The sequence below is a fragment of the Bacillus sp. ISL-41 genome (genome assembly GCF_018613235.1).
Classification (GTDB): Bacteria; Bacillota; Bacilli; order Bacillales; family Cytobacillaceae; genus Mesobacillus.
On the sequence record NZ_JAGGQP010000030.1, the window covers coordinates 48746 to 65909 of the forward strand.

Sequence of the window (17164 nt, forward strand, 5' to 3'; positions counted from 1 at the left end):
AATGGACCGCAAACCTGTTGTAATTGGTGTAGCCGGCGGCTCCGGCTCAGGAAAGACAAGCGTTACAAAAGCAATATATGATAGCTTTAAGAGTCAATCAATCCTGATGATTGAGCAAGACTACTATTACAAGGACCAAAGCCATCTGCCAATGGAAGAACGTCTAAAGACAAATTATGACCATCCGTTGGCATTTGACAATGATCTGTTGATCCAGCATATCCAAAAGCTGCTCCGCCATGAGGCGATTGAGAAGCCAGTTTATGATTATGCCATCCATACTCGTTCTAACGAAGTGGTCCATGTTGAACCGAAGGATGTTATCATCCTTGAAGGGATCCTGATCCTTGAGGACGAAAGATTGCGCGATTTGATGGATATCAAGCTCTATGTCGATACAGATGCCGATCTGCGCATCATCCGCAGGCTGCTGCGTGACATCAAGGAGCGCGGCCGTTCAATGGACTCGGTCATCGAACAGTATGTTAATGTAGTCAGGCCGATGCACAACCAGTTCATCGAGCCGACCAAGCGATACGCAGATGTGATCATTCCGGAAGGCGGCCACAACCATGTTGCGATCGACCTGATGGTAACAAAAATTCAAACAATTCTTGAACAAAAATCATTTTTGTGACACAATAGCATAGATAATGTGGACATGGAAGTACTTGAATAAAGTGCTTCCTTTTGTCCAATGAGAAATAAATGGCCTGAAATGGCTCTATTTAATTCGCGCGCCCTGCCCAAGGACGCGCTCCTGTATATTTTTCAGGATACATAATATAATATTACACAATCTATTTTATTGGGGATTTGTGAAGACTAGAAGGAGTGAAGTATTTTGGCTACAGAAAAAGTGTTTCCTATGACACAGGCAGGAAAAGAAAAGCTGGAACAAGAATTGGAACAATTAAAGACTGTCAAACGAAAAGAAGTTGTTGAGAGAATCAAGATCGCTCGCAGCTTTGGCGACCTTTCAGAGAACTCTGAGTACGATTCCGCAAAAGAGGAACAAGCCTTTGTAGAAGGACGTATCACGACTCTTGAAAATATGATCCGCAATGCAAAAATCATTCAGGAAGATGAAGTGAGCACAGATGCAGTCAGCCTTGGCCGAACAGTGACTTTCGTCGAGCTTCCTGATGGCGATGAAGAATCTTATACAATAGTAGGAAGCGCTGAAGCTGACCCGTTTGAGGGCAAAATCTCGAACGATTCTCCGATTGCGAAAAGCCTGATGGGCAAAAAAGTAGGCGACGAAGTGACTGTCCAGACTCCTGGCGGTGAAATGAACGTTCGCATCACGACAATAAAGTAAATACCATATGTTTGAAACATGAGCACCTCGTCAACACTTTTGACGAGGTGTTTTTTATGCGTAAAAAAAGAATGGTGGCGTGGATCTCCATTTGTATAGCTGCCTTTGGTCTGCTGCTGTTAAGGCTGGCCCAGCTGCAGTTATTTGAAACGGAATCCTTTTCCAGGCATGAAATAAATCTTATAGAGGCAAGCGTCAAGCAAAGGTCGCAGGAAATGGTGGTAGATAATGGGAGAGGTAACTTCCTAGACCGCTCAGGAGACCCTCTTTCCTATGAAACTTCATCCGTTCTCGTCCTGTTCCCTTTTTTAAAGAAGATGGACTGGAAAGCAAATAAGGTCGCGAGTACTTTAGGCATATCTGAATACTCTTTGCAAAAAGCAGTGGAAAAGTCGAAGGAACCATTTGCTTTTGGCGACCCGGATCCGGTGATTTTGACAAAGAGTCAGATGGAAATCATTAATGAGCTGGAAATACCGGGAGTATTTGCTGTTGAGCGGAAGTATCCAATGGAAAAAGTGCCGGCTGCCCAGCTTCTGGGTATCATAGGCGAGAATGAAGCACTTCTGAAATCAAGGTATGGTGAGAAAGATTTCTTCCCAAGAACCTTGATTGGTCTCTCCGGATTGGAAAAGAGCTTTGACGAGTTCCTTGTTGCCGAAGGGAAATCAAAGCTGGTTTATCATGTTGACGGAGAAGGAGCACCATTATTTGGGATTAATGTGAAATACATAGATCCCGCAAATCCATTTTATCCAATCAACCTCCAGACATCGATAGACAAAGACCTGCAATTGCTCTTAGAGGATCAAGTTGATCAGCACAACATCAACAGGGGCGGTGTGGTGCTTCTCGATATTGAAACGAATAGTATACTGGCAATGGTGTCTAGGCCTGCCATAAATCAGGCAAAACCCTTCGATGATGAAGGAATAGAAAATATGATGGTCAAGCAGCATATCCCCGGATCCGTCTTTAAAACGGTTGTCGCGGCGGCAGCGATTGAGCAGGGGCTGGATGATCCTGCCAGGAAATTTGATTGCAGCAAGACGATCAGCGGTGCTCCAGATTTGAAATATGACTATGGAATGCTCAATTTCACTGATAGCTTTGCAGTAAGCTGCAACAGGGCTTTTGGAGAACTGGCCAGGGAGCTTCAGGAGCAAGACCCCAATAAGCTCGAAAAATACGCAGAGAAGCTGTCAATTACCGGGGGTGTGGGTTGGCAGGGGGATATTTTTCATCTTGAAGATTTCAAACAGCTACAGGACGAGGAAAAGGGAAGGGTCTTTTTATCGGATGAAGCACGGAAGGATAAAAATTTTGCAGGTTTATCGGGGATAGGCCAGCATGAAGTAAGGGTGTCTCCCCTTGCTGTTGCGAACATGATGGCTGCGATTGCCAGGGGCGGAGAAAAAGACATGGTCAGGGCTGTTCTGTCCATTCAGTATCAAAATGGTGCTGAAATGACTGAATTCCCTAGTCAGAAGCTTGAAGGAGACAAAATATCTCCATTCACCGCGATGAAACTGCAAAAGCTTTTACGGGAGGTTGTCGTGAATGAGAAGGGTACGGGGAGGTGGTTCAGGGACTTGCCATATGCTGTGGCTGGAAAGTCAGGTACGGCCGAAACCGGGATATACAAAGGTGACAAACAGCTGCACAATAAATGGTTCTCCGGATATTTTCCCTACGAAAACCCAAAGTATGCGCTTGTAACTGTCAACTTAGGTGTTTTTGAAGATGAGGGCGGGGTGAATCCCCTTTTTGCAGATATAGTAAAAGAGGTTTATGCATTTAACCATGCTGATGGTCCTGAAAACAATTGAGCCATCATTAGATGAATATAAAATCCTTCAAGTTTGCCCCCAGTCATGGTAGAATGTTGACAACCTTATAAGGGAGGGAAAGATCTTGAAGCACGATGATTATGATAACCTAAATGAGGGGACACGTTCACGAATAAGGGCTAAGCGCAGAAAAACGAACCTTATTTTAAATAGCTTGATTGTTGTCGTCGTTTTGTTGATTGGAATTGTCTCATTTAACATTTTCTTCAGCAATGATGAAGGGGCAGCCGACCAAAACGGTGTAGCGGCTGAGAAGAATCAGGACGCAGCCTCTCCGGATAAAAAAGAGGACAGCAAGGGTGCTGGCAAAAAAGACGATAGCCAGGAATCCGATAAAAAGGAAGCAGATGAATCAGAGTCAGAAGAGGCTGCTGATGAGTCTGAAGAACAGGAAGAATTGTCCGATCCAATCGTGACAGAAGGCGGCAGTGATGCCAACGTGAAACAAACGATCGAGAATCCTGAATGGAAACCGGTTGGTACGACCCAATCCGGCGAACATAATACTGTATTCGACCAAAATGCAGTGGATTGGCAGGAAATGATTCTGGCCTATTCTTATGCTACAGGAATCGATAAAGATAACATGACAGTATGGTTTAATGGAAATGGCGGTGCGCCTAATACAGCGGTTGGAACAATCTCTGAGAAGGGCAGTGACCAGACATTCAGGGTTTGGATTCAGTGGGTGGACGGCGAAGGCTGGAAACCGGTAAAAGTGGAAGAACTGATTCAAAATGATCAAAAACCATCGTAAAGTTGGAAGGGGGATGAAGCAGCGTCCCCCTTTTATTTTTTTGCCTTGAAGTGAACAACCGCCGAATAGAACAGCCTGCCTTTATCGTCTAGATGCATCTGATGGGACACATGATGGACGGACAGCATGATCGCTTTATTGATTTCGATTTGCTTATTGATTTTTTGTTCAAGAGTTTTCAAATCGACCGCTTCAAAAAATTCAACTTTGTCTTCTATTAGTTCAAATTGGAAATCCATAGAATCGTTCTCCTTTTGCATTCAACTGTATCTACACAAAATAAAATAGCAAATTCTCTATAAAAATGAAACTAATTTTGATAAATTAAAACGGCAGGCATATTTTAAGGACAAGCACCAGATTCTAGTAAGTAAGTGTTCTTACATAGGAGAGATCAATATGACAAGAAAGATATTTTATAATGGAACGATTGTTACGAGTAACACAGATCATGAAGTGATCGAGAATGGGGCTATTGGCATTGAAGGGGAGAAAATTATCTATGTGGGCATCACGCCTGATGATTTAACCTCTTATGTGGAAAAAGTAGATTTAAAAGGGAACATCCTGCTCCCCGGCCTGGTCAATACCCATGGACACACCCCGATGTCACTGCTGAGAGGCTATGGTGATGATTTGCCTTTGCAGACATGGCTGGAAGACAAAATTTGGCCGCTTGAAGCTAAATATACACAAGAGCATGCAAGATGGGGTGCAAAGCTTTCTATCCTTGAAATGATCCGAACGGGTACAACTACTTTTGTTGATATGTATGACAATATGGATGAAATCGCAATGGCTGTTGACGAAGCTGGCATCCGTGGAGTACTGACCCGGGGTGTGATAGGCTTTGGTTCGGAGGAAGTTCGACAGAGCAAGCTTAAGGAAGCGGCAGATTTTGCGAGGAGCTGGAATAACGGCGCTAATGGAAGGATTACGACAATGCTGTCGCCTCATTCTCCGTATACCTGCTCACCAGAGTATATCTCCCAGATCATTGATAAATCAGCTGAGCTGAATGTTCCGCTGCATACTCATATGTCCGAAACGAAATTTGAAGTTGAGAAGAATATTGAGGAATACGGCGCTACACCGGTACGCCACCTGGAAAAGCTAGGATTCTTTGACCGGCCTTCACTTGTCGCCCATGCGGTGCATGTGAATGACGAAGATATTCAAATCCTCGCGGAAAAAGATGTGAAAGTATCTCATAATGTCATTAGTAACCTCAAATTGGGGAGCGGCATTGCCCCGGTTGGCAAAATGCTGGCAAAGGGAGTGACCGTCAGCCTTGGGACAGACAGTGCAGCTTCCAACAATAATCTCGACTTATTTGAAGAGCTGAAAGCTGCGGCGACGATCCATAAAGGATTCGCCCAGGATGCGACAATCATTACCGCTCAGGAAGCTTTGAGGATGGCTACGATCCATGGAGCAGAATCCCTCTGGCTGGATGATCGGATTGGATCTCTTGAAGCAGGCAAAGACGCAGATTTTATTGTCGTAAATTCCAATCAGTCTTTCTTTTATCCTAAGCATAATCCAGTTTCCCACCTTGTTTATTCTGGGTCTGGACGTGATGTGAAGGATGTCTATGTACAGGGAAAACAAATTCTTGCCAGCGGACAGTTTACAACGATAGATGAAGAAAGAGTGCTTTATGAGGGAAATCGAATGTCGAAACTCCTGTCGTAAAATTTTTCATTCTAGTAAATGGGCATAGGGGATCGGAAGAAAATCAGTCGCCTGAAGCCAGGAGAGAATAAACCGGAAGTTAGATTAGAACTTATTATAAATTGGAGGACACAATGATGAGCAGAATCGGTATTATTGGTGCAATGGATGAAGAAATACAGCATATCCTCGACGCTATGAAGGATTATGATGAAAAAAAGAAAGCAGGCATTACTTTCTATGTCGGCACCTTCCATGGGTATGACGTTGTGCTATGTAAATCTGGGGTAGGAAAAGTGAATGCGAGTGTATGTACTCAAATCCTGATTGATGAATTCTCTGCATCACAGATTGTTTTTACAGGCGTAGCGGGTGCTGTGAACCCTGACCTGAGAATTGGAGATATCGTCATCTCCACTGATTGTTTGCAGCATGATATGGATGTTCGTGCACTGGGTTTCAAACTAGGGGAAATCCCTTATACGGATGTCTCTGTATTTAAAGCCGACGAGCGATTGGTGGATTTGGCGATTTCAGCAAGCAAAGAAATTGTTGAGGATAAGAAAATTATCAGCGGCAGGATTCTATCAGGTGATCAGTTCATCGCCGACCGAGATAAAGTAAAGTTTCTATATGAGGAACTTAATGGGTATTGTACAGAAATGGAAGGGGCAGCAGTAGGACAAGTATGCAGCATGAACAGCATCCCATTCGTGATCATCCGGTCGATGTCTGACCAGGCAGATGGCTCAGCAGACGTTAACTTCCTGGAATTTACGAAACTCGCTTCAAAAAATTCTTTCGAGATCGTCAATGAGATGGTCAAGAACTGGAAGATATAATTCATGTGAAAAGCGAAGCTTTTTTAGCGTGGAATTTATTCCACGCTATTTATTTTTGTTGGGATATAAGGTTAAGAGTAGTAACTGGTCTGGAGGAAGAAACAGTAGATTAGGCGCAGGTTCGGACAAAAACACAGCTGGAGCAGCCAGACTTGTCCGAAGTAGTCCCAGGTTCAGACAAAATCACATACCTACCCGCTAGTTTTGTCCTAAGTAGCCACAAGCTCGAACAAAATCACAGGGAATCAGCTAGTTTTGTCTGAAGCAGCAGCTCTGGTACATCTGAAAAGACCTTAATCACCTCACATAATATCTCAACTCCCACCCTTTTTCCAAATATTACATGAATAAAACATGTTTAAAAGATGTTACAGTAGGGTTGTGGTTAAGTCTATTAAAATGCAGGTGATATTAATGAAGGCTAAGCAACTCTATGAGAAAATGGTTGATTTTAAACAGTTTGCGACAGTCCTGCTTGCTGTAGGAGTTTTCTTTTATCTTGGTACGATCCTTCCGTCTGAAACGAAAGTGATGACAGATATATATATTGCTACTGGTGCGTCCATCGTGTTTCTTGCTGGTTCAATCGTATTCTTTTCTTTTGCGAAAAAATACCGCAACGAGCTGATTGAGTCAGAAGAAGGCCAGGAATTATTGATGAAGAAATAAAAACGTCCTTAGGGGCGTTTTTTTTGTTGGATTTTGACGAATACTTTTTTGGAAAAATCGGCCATAAAAAGGTTTACAAATTAAAGTAAAGTGGATATACTTACCAATGTGGTTAAATAATTCAAAAGGAGGTCGAGTGAAATGATCATGAATGGATACTGGAATAACGCACAAACTTCATATTGCAATACGCATTCGACCGGATCGGACTGGATTATTTAAGCTGTTTTTTTGACACTTATACATCCATGGCCGCAGGGAGAATCGTGCCCTGTGGCTTTTTTGTGCCCATTTTGCCGCAGGGGAGGAATCCTTGCGGCTTTTTGGGGTGGAAATAAAAAGGAGGTGAACCGATCATGACCTTAAATATCTTGTTCTTTACAATTACAATTAACAAACGCCAGATGTCTTTAGAAGAAATTCGCCATAACGAAATGGTAGAAAAAATGGTGGAAGACAATAAAACTCGTCAAACAATGCTGCGCCCGTTTTAATTCATTTGAATAATCAACTAAAGAAAGGTGGAATGAATAAAAATGATTTATCTAATTCAAAGAAGACTGGCTAGCTTATGGGTGGAGAAGGACACCACCTAACGACGGAGTCGGGAGGTAATCTGTATGTCACTGCACGTATTGCTGTTAACATTAATATTCAGGAAAAAGAAATCCCATCGTTAACAAAATGTTCACAACCTCTTCCTTTTAGCACCGTCATTATATGGTAAATTTGGTGTAAACACGGGTGAATGCTGAAGGGGTGATAGGCATGTTCTTGATTGTCATGGGATTGGTAATCTGCGGCGCTGTCGGTCTCGTTGTTGCTGCAGAAGTAAGCGTGGAATAGAGTGTTAAAAAGGTATCAACCAATATTGGTTGATGCCTTTTTTTTTGTTAAAGGCTGTTTTCGTAAAGATTGTTGTTAAAATCCTAAAGCCGATTTTAACGTGATAAAAAGCCATTTTGCAGTTCGGTATTAAGTGTGCAAGCTCTTTTCTCATTAATAAGCTTTAATTTTGTGAAGAAACATAGGTCATTCAATCATACTTTGTAGTCAATAGCTACAAAGTATGAGAAAAGAGCCTTGTAAAAAAGCGAAAACCCGGAGCGTAGGCCCGGGTTTCTGCGTTACTTCCCTTTATTCTTCTTCTTTTCTTTTTCGGCCCGATAAAATTCATGAAACATCTTCATCAATGCCCTCTTCTCGATCCTGGAAACATAGCTTCTTGAGATGCCGAGTTCTTTCGCAATTTCACGCTGTGTTTTTTCCTTCTTTAAATCAAGGCCAAATCGGCCAACAATGACCTCTTTTTCACGCTCATCGAGGACATCGATATATTCTTTTACTTTTTCAAGCTCCATATTGAGCTGGATGGTATCAATGACATCTTCGGATTCTGACTTCAGGACATCGATGAGCGAAATTTCATTTCCTTCTTTGTCCTGGCCGATGGGATCGTGCAATGATACATCCTTCTTGGTTTTTTTCAATGCTCTTAAATGCATGAGGATTTCATTTTCTATGCATCTGGCAGCATATGTTGCCAGTTTGGTGCCTTTGCCTTCCGAATAGCTTTCAATAGCCTTGATCAGGCCGATTGTTCCGATAGAAATCAAATCCTCCGAATCCTCGCCGGTGTTTTCGAATTTTTTCACGATATGTGCGACAAGCCTCAAATTGTGCTCAATCAGCATGTTTCTTGCGTGTGGATCTCCATTAGCCATCAACCTTAAGTACTTTCGCTCATCAGCTGCAGATAACGGTTGAGGAAATGCATTGTTTTTAACATACGAAACAAGAAGGATCACTTCTTTAACTAAGTACCCGAGTGCTGTTAGTATGCCCGACATGTTTCCACCCCCGCTTTTTTAGGCTTTCGCCTATAATAAATTCCTATGTCTGAAGGGGGACGATTGTGTCTGTCCGCTTAAATATTTTATTTGGAAATTTAATCCAGAATAATATTCTGAAGAAGCAAGAGATATTTCTATGAACACCTTGTTTTGTCACTTTTTAGACTAAGAACGTTCACATAAAAGAAACAGACATAGACATAGGGGTATAGGTATAATTCAGGTGTAAGGTAAATCATTCGAATTTATTAGGAGGAAATAAATTATGGAACAACAAGCTCCATCTTTAGCCGTTATTTTATTATCAGAAGATCTTGAGAAACTGCATGCTGGTGCATTGGTCGGATCAGTTGCATCAATGTCAGGCATGACTGTGAATGTTTTCGTCACAATGAACGCTTTGAAATCTTTCCGCAAAGACAGCTTTGAAACTACTGATTTCATTACTGGTACAATCGGAAAGGAAATGCTGGCTAAAAAGATCCCATTATTTGATTCACTTTTACAAGAAGGAAAGGACATGGGAGAACTTAATATTTACGGCTGCGCATTGGCGATGGACATCATGGATTGGCAAGAAGAAGACATGATTGATGTATTCGATGGAGTAATTGGGGTTACAAAATTCCTTGGAATGACTCAAGGAGCAACAGTAATTACAATGTAAGCTGCAGAAGCAGGAAAAAGTGGTACGGCGTGCAGGCCTTTCAACCTTTTCCCCTTCATGCAAAAATAAAAAATCTTTTCTAATTTTAACATAGAACTTAACTATACAGGAGGAAAAAATCATGAGTGAAGTACAAGTAACTAAATCAATCGATGCAAGAGGAGCATATTGCCCAGGTCCTTTAATGGAATTGGTAAAAGGAATCAAGACAGCTCAAGTTGGCGATGTTGTAGAAGTTCTTTCAACTGATAAAGGTTCAGCAGTCGATATTCCTGAATGGGTAAACAAAATGGGCCACGAAATTGCCTACCTTGAAAATGAAGGCGATGAATTCAAAATCGCAGTTAAAAAGGTTAAGTAATCGATCGCTGTTTGTTCAGATAACAGCCTTCATCAAAGAATCCAGTAAAGAGGTGTGGACCAAATGACAAAGAAAATTGTTATTCTTGGTGCCGGCAGCGCGGGTACAATGGTCGCAAACAGACTAGCCCGCCAGCTTGGGGAAGAAATCAAGAAGCGTGAAGTCGAAATCACTTTGATTTCCAATACAGAAAAGCATATCTACCAGCCAGGATACTTATTCATCGCTTTCAATGAAAAGCCATCTGAGCACTTCATTAGAAAACAGGAAGCACTCGTTCATCGTCATGTGGACCTCGTATACGATGATGTAGAAAAAATCGATGTCGAGAAGAAGACGGTCAAAGGCAAGAAGCAGTACCAGTATGACTACCTTGTCATCGCAACTGGATCACATCCTGACCTCGACAGCGTGCCTGGTTTAAGAGAAGGAGCGCACAATTTCTATACGCTTGATGGCGCTGAACGCCTGCGTGATGATCTGGCAGCGATGGAAAAAGGAAAAATCCTGATCACCATCGATGTGCCGCATAAATGTCCTGCTGCACCACTTGAGCTGGCATTGATGCTGGATGATTATTACCGCAAGAATGGCCGCCGCAAGGACATCGAAATCAAATACGCTTATCCTATCGGCCGTATCCATTCATTGGTTCCAGTTGCAGAATGGGGACTTCCTCAATTCGAAAAGCGCGATATCAAATACGAGACATTCTTCAATCTTGAAGAAGTGGATCCAAAGCGCAAAGTCGCGATTACAATGGACGGCTCGGAACACGAGTATGATATGCTCATCACGATTCCTGCACATACAGGAGCAAAAGCAGTGATTGATTCTGGCATCGGCGATGAATCAGGCTTCATTCCGACAAACCGTTCAACATTGAAAATGATTGGCCAGGATGATGTATATGTAATTGGTGATGCTACGAATCTTCCAATCAGCAAAGCTGGATCAACAGCGCACTACCAGTCTGAATCACTTGTTGCCAACATCATCAGCAGACTGACAGGACGTCCGGAAACTGCTGTATACAATGGCAAGGTCGCTTGCTTCCTTGAAAACAGTCTTGAAGATGCGAGCATGATTACATTTGATTACAACAACCCGCCGCAGCCTGCAGAAACTTCTGACCTGCTGCACTGGTTCAAAGCTGTATACAATGAGCTTTACTGGTTAAATGCCAAAGGGATTTTATAGAAGGGGTGGTTGAGATGGCTACAGAAACACCTCAAGCTCAACAAAAAGAACAACATAAACTCGTCAGTTTCACCGATGCAGCCATGAATGCGGTAACCGGTGAAATGGTCTCGACGATTGCCGAAACAGGCGTAAAGATGGTCGAGATGGCTGATGATCTGCTTCAGCCTGAAACACTTTCCCTATTAAAGGCCCTTCCTGAGGTGGCAGAAAACCTGGAGCGTACTTTAATGGAAGTAAAACGCATGGAAGAAACAGGCGTCTTGAAATCCTTGATGCAGCTTGCAGATATGGCAGCTGCCATGAAGGGTGCGATGACTGGTCCGATGGTGACGGAGATGGCCGAGAAGGCAATCAAAGGTGTAGAACTTGCAGACTCCTTCGTCCAGCTTGGTGCTATTGACTTGGTAGACGGTATGCTCACTGCGTTCCATGATGCTCAAGAGCAAACAAAGGATAAAGAACCGTTGTCGTCCATGCAGCTGATGAAGGCAGTTACACAGAAAGAAACCAGGGAAGGCATGACCTTGATGATTTCTTTCCTGCAAAATCTGCCTCGACAATTGAATAAATAGAAAAGGAGAGGGGATTTCCCTTCTCCTTTCTTCTTCTTATTTATAGAGAATATCATTTTTCATTTCTGTCAGCTTTGCCAGAACTTGATTGATGTCTTCTTCCGATACATTGAATTCCCTCAGGCTTGCTGCAAGATGATTGGCGATGGCTCCAAAATGCTCATCATTAAGATTCATGCCTTTATGCGCAAGTTCCATGCTTCTTCCGGAATATTGGTTAGGACCGCCTAATGCCCAGCTTATGAACAATGATTGGTGCCGGCGCTGTTTTTCCATGTCCGTTTCCTCGAAAAACTTGTTGACTGTTTCATCAGCCAGTACCTTTTCGTAAAATACATCCACTACTTTTGAAATGGCAGCCTGTCCGCCCAGACGATCGTATAATGTTTCCATTCTATATTCCTCCTGACTAAAAGTTAACGTCACTATTATCTCTCTTTATCCAAAGGGTTATGAATGAAACCATTTATAGCAAAAATTCAATCAATCAGTCCACTTATACCCTACACCCCAAACGGTAGACAAATGATTGTCCGCGGCAAAACCGGATTTCCGAAGTTTATCTCTAAGGTTCCTTACATGTGAATCGATCGTACGGTCTTCTGTATCAACACCATATCCCCATATTGTGGTAATTAGGTGTTCCCTTGTAAAGACCTTGTTGACGTTTTGCAGGAAAAGGCTGAGCAGGGCAAATTCCTTTGGGGTTAGCGGAATTAAAGTTCCGTTAAACTGTACATCATAGGAATCTATATTAAGTTTTAAACCATTGAAAGAGAGAAGGGGACTTTGGGCAGTTTGTCTCCGCAGCACTGCCTCAATCCTAGCAACTAATTCACCTTCATCGAACGGTTTGGTGATATAATCATCAGCTCCAATTTTCAAGCCTCGGACAATGTCAGGCTTTTCACTCCTGGCAGTAAGCATGATGACGGGAATATCCCAATGTTTGCGAATTTCATTGCATGTCTCCCAGCCATCCATCTCAGGCATCATGACATCAAGCAACACGAGATCAGCGTTGTCGTCCTCGAGAAAGCTGATGGCTTCACTGCCTGAAGTTTTTTTTATGCAGTTATATCCTAATGGTGTTAAATACAGTGCAAGCAAATCAAGCATTCGTGTTTCATCGTCTACTAACAAAATCGTAGCCATATAAAAAACTCCTTGAAAATATAATTGTTAGGTTAATCCTACCCTAAAAGTTTGGAAAAACTGTGCACGTATAACGAGTTTTACATAACATTTTTGAAAAGGTTAGCCAAAAGCCCAAACCAAAATGGACAGAATCCCATAAAGTAATAATAGGATATAGAAAAGGAGTGTGAAAGTATGCCTTACGGTTACTATCCACCATACGGTGCACCTTATGGGGGTTATCCGGGATATTACGGCGGAAGTGGTGTATGGTTTGCACTGTTCATCATCCTGCTAGTCATAGTCCTGATCTTTGGCGGCTGGTGGTACTTCTACGGATAGAAGGCAGAAAGGTTTATCCTGCAATCAAGGGTAAGCCTTTATTATTTTGATTCTTGCTTTCATTATCTCCCTACGAATAATTTAATTTTTAATCAGGTTCATAAGCATAAACACATTTTCTGCAGCATCCTTTAGAATCATATCTTGAAAAACATTTGAAAAAATAGAAATTTTAGAAAAATAACATTATAATAATATAATAGAAAAAAAAGGGGGTACTATTCAATGTCCAATACATACTCTGAAGTTTGGGACTTAGACGTGTTTTTTGAAGGGGGAAGTGATTCACCCGCATTTGCTGAGCACCTTAAGTCTGCAGGTAAAGATATCGCAAGTTTTAAGAAGGAAGTTGAGAACTGGCAGCCAGCCGACAAGAAAAGCGAGGGAGAAAGGCTTGCGAGTCTTGTTGAAATGTTTGATGGAGCAGCCAGGAAGGTAAGGCAGGCTGGGGCTTTTGTAAGCTGTTTGCATGCTCAGAATACTGCTGATAAAAAAGCCGGACAATTAAAATCGGCAGTCACAGAACTGAGTGCTTCATTGCAAACAGCGCTGACGATCTTTGACCAGAAGCTATCCAGCTTTTCTGAAAGTATTTGGGAGGAGCTTGTCCAGGAAGGATTGCTGCAGGAGCTGCGTTTTGTACTGACAGAGCGACGCGAGCGTGCTGCGGAAAAACTTTCCGAAAAAGAAGAATCCGCAATCAATGCCTTGAGTGTAGACGGATACCATAGCTGGGGCCAGATGTATGACCTACTTGTTGGAAATACGAAAATCAATTATAAAGAGGAAAGTTTATCTGTCGGCCAGGCAGCCAATAAGCTTTCCGATGCTGACCGCTCTGTCCGTAAGGGAATTTTTGCTCAATGGGAAAAAGCCTGGGGAGAGAATGAGGACGCCTTTGCAAAAACTCTTAACCATCTTGCAGGCTTTCGTTTGAATGTCTATAAACTTCGCGGCTGGGAAGATGTATTGAAAGAGCCGCTTGATATTAACCGGATGAAAAAAGAAACACTTGATGCCATGTGGGAGGTCATTTCCGACAATAAGGAGCCATTTGTTCAATTCCTGAATCGGAAAGCAAAGCTTCTTGGACTTGAAAAGCTGAGCTGGTATGATTTAGATGCCCCGATTGGCGGTACCGAGTCTAAAATGTCCTATCAGGAAGGCGCAGAGTTTATCATCGAGAATTTTGAGCAATTTGGCAAGGAGAAGGCAGACTTTGCTAAGATGGCATTTGAAAACAACTGGATTGAGGCGGAGGATCGCCCTGGAAAGGCTCCAGGCGGATTCCATACCTTCTTCCCTGAGAGCAGCCAATCCCGTATTTTCATGACTTACTCAGGAACTCCATCAAATGTTTCTACACTTGCACATGAGCTTGGACATGGATTCCACACATATGCGATGAGGGATTTACACTTGCTGAATCGTAATTATGCGATGAACGTTGCCGAAACTGCCTCTACTTTTGCAGAAATGATTGTTTCTGATGCATCTGTCAAAAACGCAAAAACAAAAGAAGAGAAACTCAGTCTGTTGGAGGATAAAATCCAGCGTTCTGTTGCACTTTTAATGAATATTCATTCGAGGTTCCTGTTTGAGACAAAATTCTACGAAGAACGCAAGCAAGGAGTTGTCACTGCAGAAAGACTGGGTGAATTGATGGAAAATGCACAGACAGAAGCATACGGCGGCGCGCTGGATCAGTATCACCCATTATTCTGGGCTTCAAAGCTGCACTTCTTTATCACTGGAGTACCGTTTTATAACTTCCCGTATACATTCGGTTACTTATTCTCTCTTGGCATTTATGCGATGGCCCAGGAAGAAGGCAAGGGATATGAAGAAAAATATATCGCTCTGTTGAAGGACTCTGCTTCCATGACGGTCGAGGACCTGGCACAAAAACACCTGAACGTCGATCTCACGAAAAAGGATTTCTGGGAAAAAGCTGTCCGTATGTGTGTGGAGGATGTCGAGGAGTTTATGGCTCTGATTGAGGAGTAATTTTGCTGCCTGAGCAGATTTCCAAACTGGCAATTGATATAGCCTTTTTGAGAGGAATCGCGTCTAAAGCTATAAAACATACAAAAACCCAGCCTTTGTCAGGCTGGGTTTTTATACTTTTTTCAGGTTGAAGGGACTGACCATCAGCAGGCTGAGGGTCATCATAATGAACAGGAATGTCTGCGGTGGAAGAAGGGGGATGGCCAGGAAGCTCAGTGTTGCCAGCACTCCTGCTGCTGTAATCGGCAATCCTGTGAAATACCCGGTATTCTCGGTGATATTGAATCGTGCCAGGCGGAAGGCACCGCAGCCTATATAGAAAACGATGAAGAAAGCTCCGGGAGCACCAAAATCGGATAAAATTCCCTGATAGATTAATAGTGCAGGCGCGACCCCGAATGATATAATATCACTCATGGAATCCAACTGTTTTCCAAGATCGGATTCGATATTGAGCTTTCTTGCGACCATGCCATCAAAACGGTCAGCCAGGGCAGCTATGAAAATCAGTAAAAGGCTTAAATTCAGGTTGCCATTGATGGCAAAGATAATCGCGAATCCGCCTAAAGAAAGATTGGTCAGTGTCAGTAGATTGGCTGTCTGGGATTTTACTTTCTTAACAGTAGTGTCAAGTACATCATGCAAAAACATATTTTCACTCCTCATAATCAGAAAAGGGAACTGGCACATTGGGTTATTATATAATAATATATAATTCTAAGCTCATTATGCTTTTTCGTAAAGATTTCTTTATAATACTTTTCGGAAATTTTAATCAATTTAAGCAAAACAAACAATCTATTCGGTGCAAGCGCATAGATAATTATCGGAGGTAATAGCATTGTTACAATCTATATATCGTCTGCTCATCGAATTGACAAATGGGAAGTGGACTTCAGCCATTCTTCATAAATTCGCAAAATCCAAAAGCAGCAAAAGGATTATTTCTTCCTTTGCTAAAACGTATAATATCAACCAGGAGGAAATGGAAAAGCCGATTGGGGAGTATGAAAGTCTCCATCAATTTTTCATCCGGAACCTGAAAGAGGGCTCAAGGAAGATAGATCAGGATTCTCTTTCAGTAGTTAGTCCAGTAGATTCGGTAATCGAAGAAGTGGGCCAAATTGATGCTGATCATACGATCACGGTAAAAGGGAAGGTCTATTCTATATCCGAAATGCTCGGTAATGACGAAGCGATGGCCAGGTATGAGCAGGGAACTTATATGATTTTTTACCTTAGCCCGAGCCATTACCATCAAATTCATAGCCCAGTGACTGGTGAGGTCGTTAATCAGTGGACATTGGGAAAGAAGTCTCACCCTGTTAATAAAATGGGATTGAAATATGGAAACTATCCATTGTCTAAAAACTATCGGAAGATAACTGAAATCAAACATGAAGCGGGTATGGCAGCTGTAATCAAAGTAGGCGCCATGTTCGTCAATTCGATTGAAACAACCCACGACGGGCAGAAGCTGGAGAAAGGTCAACAAATGGCATACTTCACCTTTGGTTCAACTGTAGTCTTATTGTTCGAGAAAAATTCCATTGATCTGCTGCCGGAAATCACGCCTCCCTATCATATTAAGTATGGAGAGAAAATAGGCACATTAAAAAAAGGACAAGACTAAAAGGCGAGGGCACAGAATGAATCTGTGCCTTTAGCCATTTAAAATATTAATGTATACGGCTGCTAAAATTGCAAAAAAAAAGCCCTTTTAGGGGCTGTCAGGATGAGGCTTTAATTCGGTTAGATAATGAACGCCGGTGTATTTCGGTTTCAATCAAACGAATAAACTCGTAGCTTAAATTCAACTCTCTTGCTTTAAAATATGACTCGATCAACAGCTCGTCCGACAGTTTACGCATTCCAGTCATTCACCCCCAAAAGGATCTTCTAAAACAGA

At 42.4% G+C, this 17164-nt stretch carries 21 protein-coding genes; 15 read left to right on the forward strand and 6 right to left on the reverse strand.

Annotated features, from left to right (window positions below; all coding sequences use genetic code 11):
• Nucleotide 1 precedes the first annotated feature (1 nt).
• From udk to J7I80_RS15715, 4 genes are all read left to right on the forward strand, one after another.
• Nucleotides 2–637 (forward strand): uridine kinase, encoded by a 636-nt coding sequence (udk, locus tag J7I80_RS15700; RefSeq protein ID WP_214739283.1) that lies wholly within the window; start codon nt 2–4, stop codon nt 635–637.
• 207 nt (nt 638–844) lie between these two features.
• The gene (greA, locus tag J7I80_RS15705; protein ID WP_041967730.1) at nt 845–1321 is read left to right on the forward strand and encodes a transcription elongation factor GreA; all 477 of its coding nucleotides are present in this window, start codon (nt 845–847) and stop codon (nt 1319–1321) included.
• Nucleotides 1322–1377: 56 nt separating this feature from the next.
• Nucleotides 1378–3150, forward strand: a complete 1773-nt coding sequence (locus J7I80_RS15710; protein ID WP_214739285.1) for a peptidoglycan D,D-transpeptidase FtsI family protein — start codon at nt 1378–1380, stop codon at nt 3148–3150.
• A gap of 85 nt (nt 3151–3235) precedes the next feature.
• The gene (locus J7I80_RS15715) at nt 3236–3928 is read left to right on the forward strand and encodes a YrrS family protein (RefSeq protein ID WP_214739286.1); all 693 of its coding nucleotides are present in this window, start codon (nt 3236–3238) and stop codon (nt 3926–3928) included.
• A gap of 32 nt (nt 3929–3960) precedes the next feature.
• Here J7I80_RS15715 and J7I80_RS15720 read toward each other — a convergent pair whose 3' ends face one another.
• Nucleotides 3961–4167, reverse strand: a complete 207-nt coding sequence (locus J7I80_RS15720) for a YrzA family protein (protein WP_192470803.1) — start codon at nt 4165–4167, stop codon at nt 3961–3963.
• Nucleotides 4168–4327: 160 nt separating this feature from the next.
• Here J7I80_RS15720 and J7I80_RS15725 point away from each other — a divergent pair, with 160 nt between their 5' ends.
• The 4 genes from J7I80_RS15725 (at nt 4328) to J7I80_RS15740 (ending at nt 7607) form a co-directional block, all read left to right on the forward strand.
• Complete coding sequence (locus tag J7I80_RS15725) at nt 4328–5623, forward strand: amidohydrolase family protein (protein WP_214739288.1); 1296 nt, start codon at nt 4328–4330, stop codon at nt 5621–5623.
• Nucleotides 5624–5736: 113 nt separating this feature from the next.
• Nucleotides 5737–6444, forward strand: coding sequence for a 5'-methylthioadenosine/adenosylhomocysteine nucleosidase (locus J7I80_RS15730; RefSeq protein ID WP_214739290.1), 708 nt, complete (start codon nt 5737–5739; stop codon nt 6442–6444).
• Nucleotides 6445–6858: 414 nt separating this feature from the next.
• A complete protein-coding gene (locus J7I80_RS15735) occupies nt 6859–7113 on the forward strand; it encodes a YrhC family protein (RefSeq protein ID WP_251027804.1) in 255 nt (84 codons plus the stop codon).
• A 356-nt stretch (nt 7114–7469) separates the two neighbouring features.
• Complete coding sequence (locus J7I80_RS15740) at nt 7470–7607, forward strand: YrzI family small protein (protein WP_102263671.1); 138 nt, start codon at nt 7470–7472, stop codon at nt 7605–7607.
• A 633-nt stretch (nt 7608–8240) separates the two neighbouring features.
• Here the strand turns inward: J7I80_RS15740 and sigK are convergent.
• Nucleotides 8241–8963: an RNA polymerase sporulation sigma factor SigK gene (sigK, locus tag J7I80_RS15745; RefSeq protein WP_192470806.1), complete on the reverse strand. Its 723-nt coding sequence runs from the start codon at nt 8961–8963 to the stop codon at nt 8241–8243.
• Between the two features lie 268 nt (nt 8964–9231).
• Here sigK and J7I80_RS15750 point away from each other — a divergent pair, with 268 nt between their 5' ends.
• The 4 genes from J7I80_RS15750 to J7I80_RS15765 all read left to right on the forward strand — a co-directional run bounded on the left by J7I80_RS15750 (nt 9232) and on the right by J7I80_RS15765 (nt 11769).
• Nucleotides 9232–9633, forward strand: a complete 402-nt coding sequence (locus tag J7I80_RS15750; protein WP_041965171.1) for a DsrE/DsrF/DrsH-like family protein — start codon at nt 9232–9234, stop codon at nt 9631–9633.
• Nucleotides 9634–9754: 121 nt separating this feature from the next.
• Nucleotides 9755–9994 (forward strand): sulfurtransferase TusA family protein, encoded by a 240-nt coding sequence (locus tag J7I80_RS15755; RefSeq protein WP_023627220.1) that lies wholly within the window; start codon nt 9755–9757, stop codon nt 9992–9994.
• Nucleotides 9995–10057: 63 nt separating this feature from the next.
• Nucleotides 10058–11194 carry an NAD(P)/FAD-dependent oxidoreductase gene (locus J7I80_RS15760; protein WP_214739292.1) on the forward strand — a complete coding sequence of 379 codons (1137 nt, stop codon included), beginning with the start codon at nt 10058–10060 and terminating at the stop codon, nt 11192–11194.
• A gap of 14 nt (nt 11195–11208) precedes the next feature.
• Nucleotides 11209–11769: a helical membrane plugin domain-containing protein gene (locus tag J7I80_RS15765; protein ID WP_214739294.1), complete on the forward strand. Its 561-nt coding sequence runs from the start codon at nt 11209–11211 to the stop codon at nt 11767–11769.
• 36 nt (nt 11770–11805) lie between these two features.
• Here the strand turns inward: J7I80_RS15765 and J7I80_RS15770 are convergent, their stop codons facing one another.
• Nucleotides 11806–12162, reverse strand: coding sequence for a group I truncated hemoglobin (locus J7I80_RS15770; protein WP_214739296.1), 357 nt, complete (start codon nt 12160–12162; stop codon nt 11806–11808).
• Nucleotides 12163–12252: 90 nt separating this feature from the next.
• Nucleotides 12253–12924, reverse strand: a complete 672-nt coding sequence (locus tag J7I80_RS15775; RefSeq protein ID WP_214739298.1) for a response regulator transcription factor — start codon at nt 12922–12924, stop codon at nt 12253–12255.
• 177 nt (nt 12925–13101) lie between these two features.
• Here J7I80_RS15775 and J7I80_RS15780 point away from each other — a divergent pair, with 177 nt between their 5' ends.
• Together J7I80_RS15780 and J7I80_RS15785 are read left to right on the forward strand one after the other, a co-directional pair.
• Complete coding sequence (locus J7I80_RS15780) at nt 13102–13248, forward strand: hypothetical protein (RefSeq protein ID WP_170029993.1); 147 nt, start codon at nt 13102–13104, stop codon at nt 13246–13248.
• A 225-nt stretch (nt 13249–13473) separates the two neighbouring features.
• Nucleotides 13474–15255 carry a M3 family oligoendopeptidase gene (locus J7I80_RS15785; RefSeq protein ID WP_214739300.1) on the forward strand — a complete coding sequence of 594 codons (1782 nt, stop codon included), beginning with the start codon at nt 13474–13476 and terminating at the stop codon, nt 15253–15255.
• Between the two features lie 111 nt (nt 15256–15366).
• Here J7I80_RS15785 and pssA read toward each other — a convergent pair whose 3' ends face one another.
• The gene (pssA, locus tag J7I80_RS15790) at nt 15367–15906 is read right to left on the reverse strand and encodes a CDP-diacylglycerol--serine O-phosphatidyltransferase (RefSeq protein ID WP_214739302.1); all 540 of its coding nucleotides are present in this window, start codon (nt 15904–15906) and stop codon (nt 15367–15369) included.
• A 190-nt stretch (nt 15907–16096) separates the two neighbouring features.
• On the opposite strand from pssA, the gene J7I80_RS15795 reads away from it, so the two are divergent.
• Nucleotides 16097–16888: a phosphatidylserine decarboxylase gene (locus J7I80_RS15795; RefSeq protein WP_214739303.1), complete on the forward strand. Its 792-nt coding sequence runs from the start codon at nt 16097–16099 to the stop codon at nt 16886–16888.
• 97 nt (nt 16889–16985) lie between these two features.
• Here J7I80_RS15795 and sda read toward each other — a convergent pair whose 3' ends face one another.
• Complete coding sequence (gene sda / locus J7I80_RS15800) at nt 16986–17126, reverse strand: sporulation histidine kinase inhibitor Sda (RefSeq protein WP_102265137.1); 141 nt, start codon at nt 17124–17126, stop codon at nt 16986–16988.
• Nucleotides 17127–17164 lie beyond the last annotated feature (38 nt).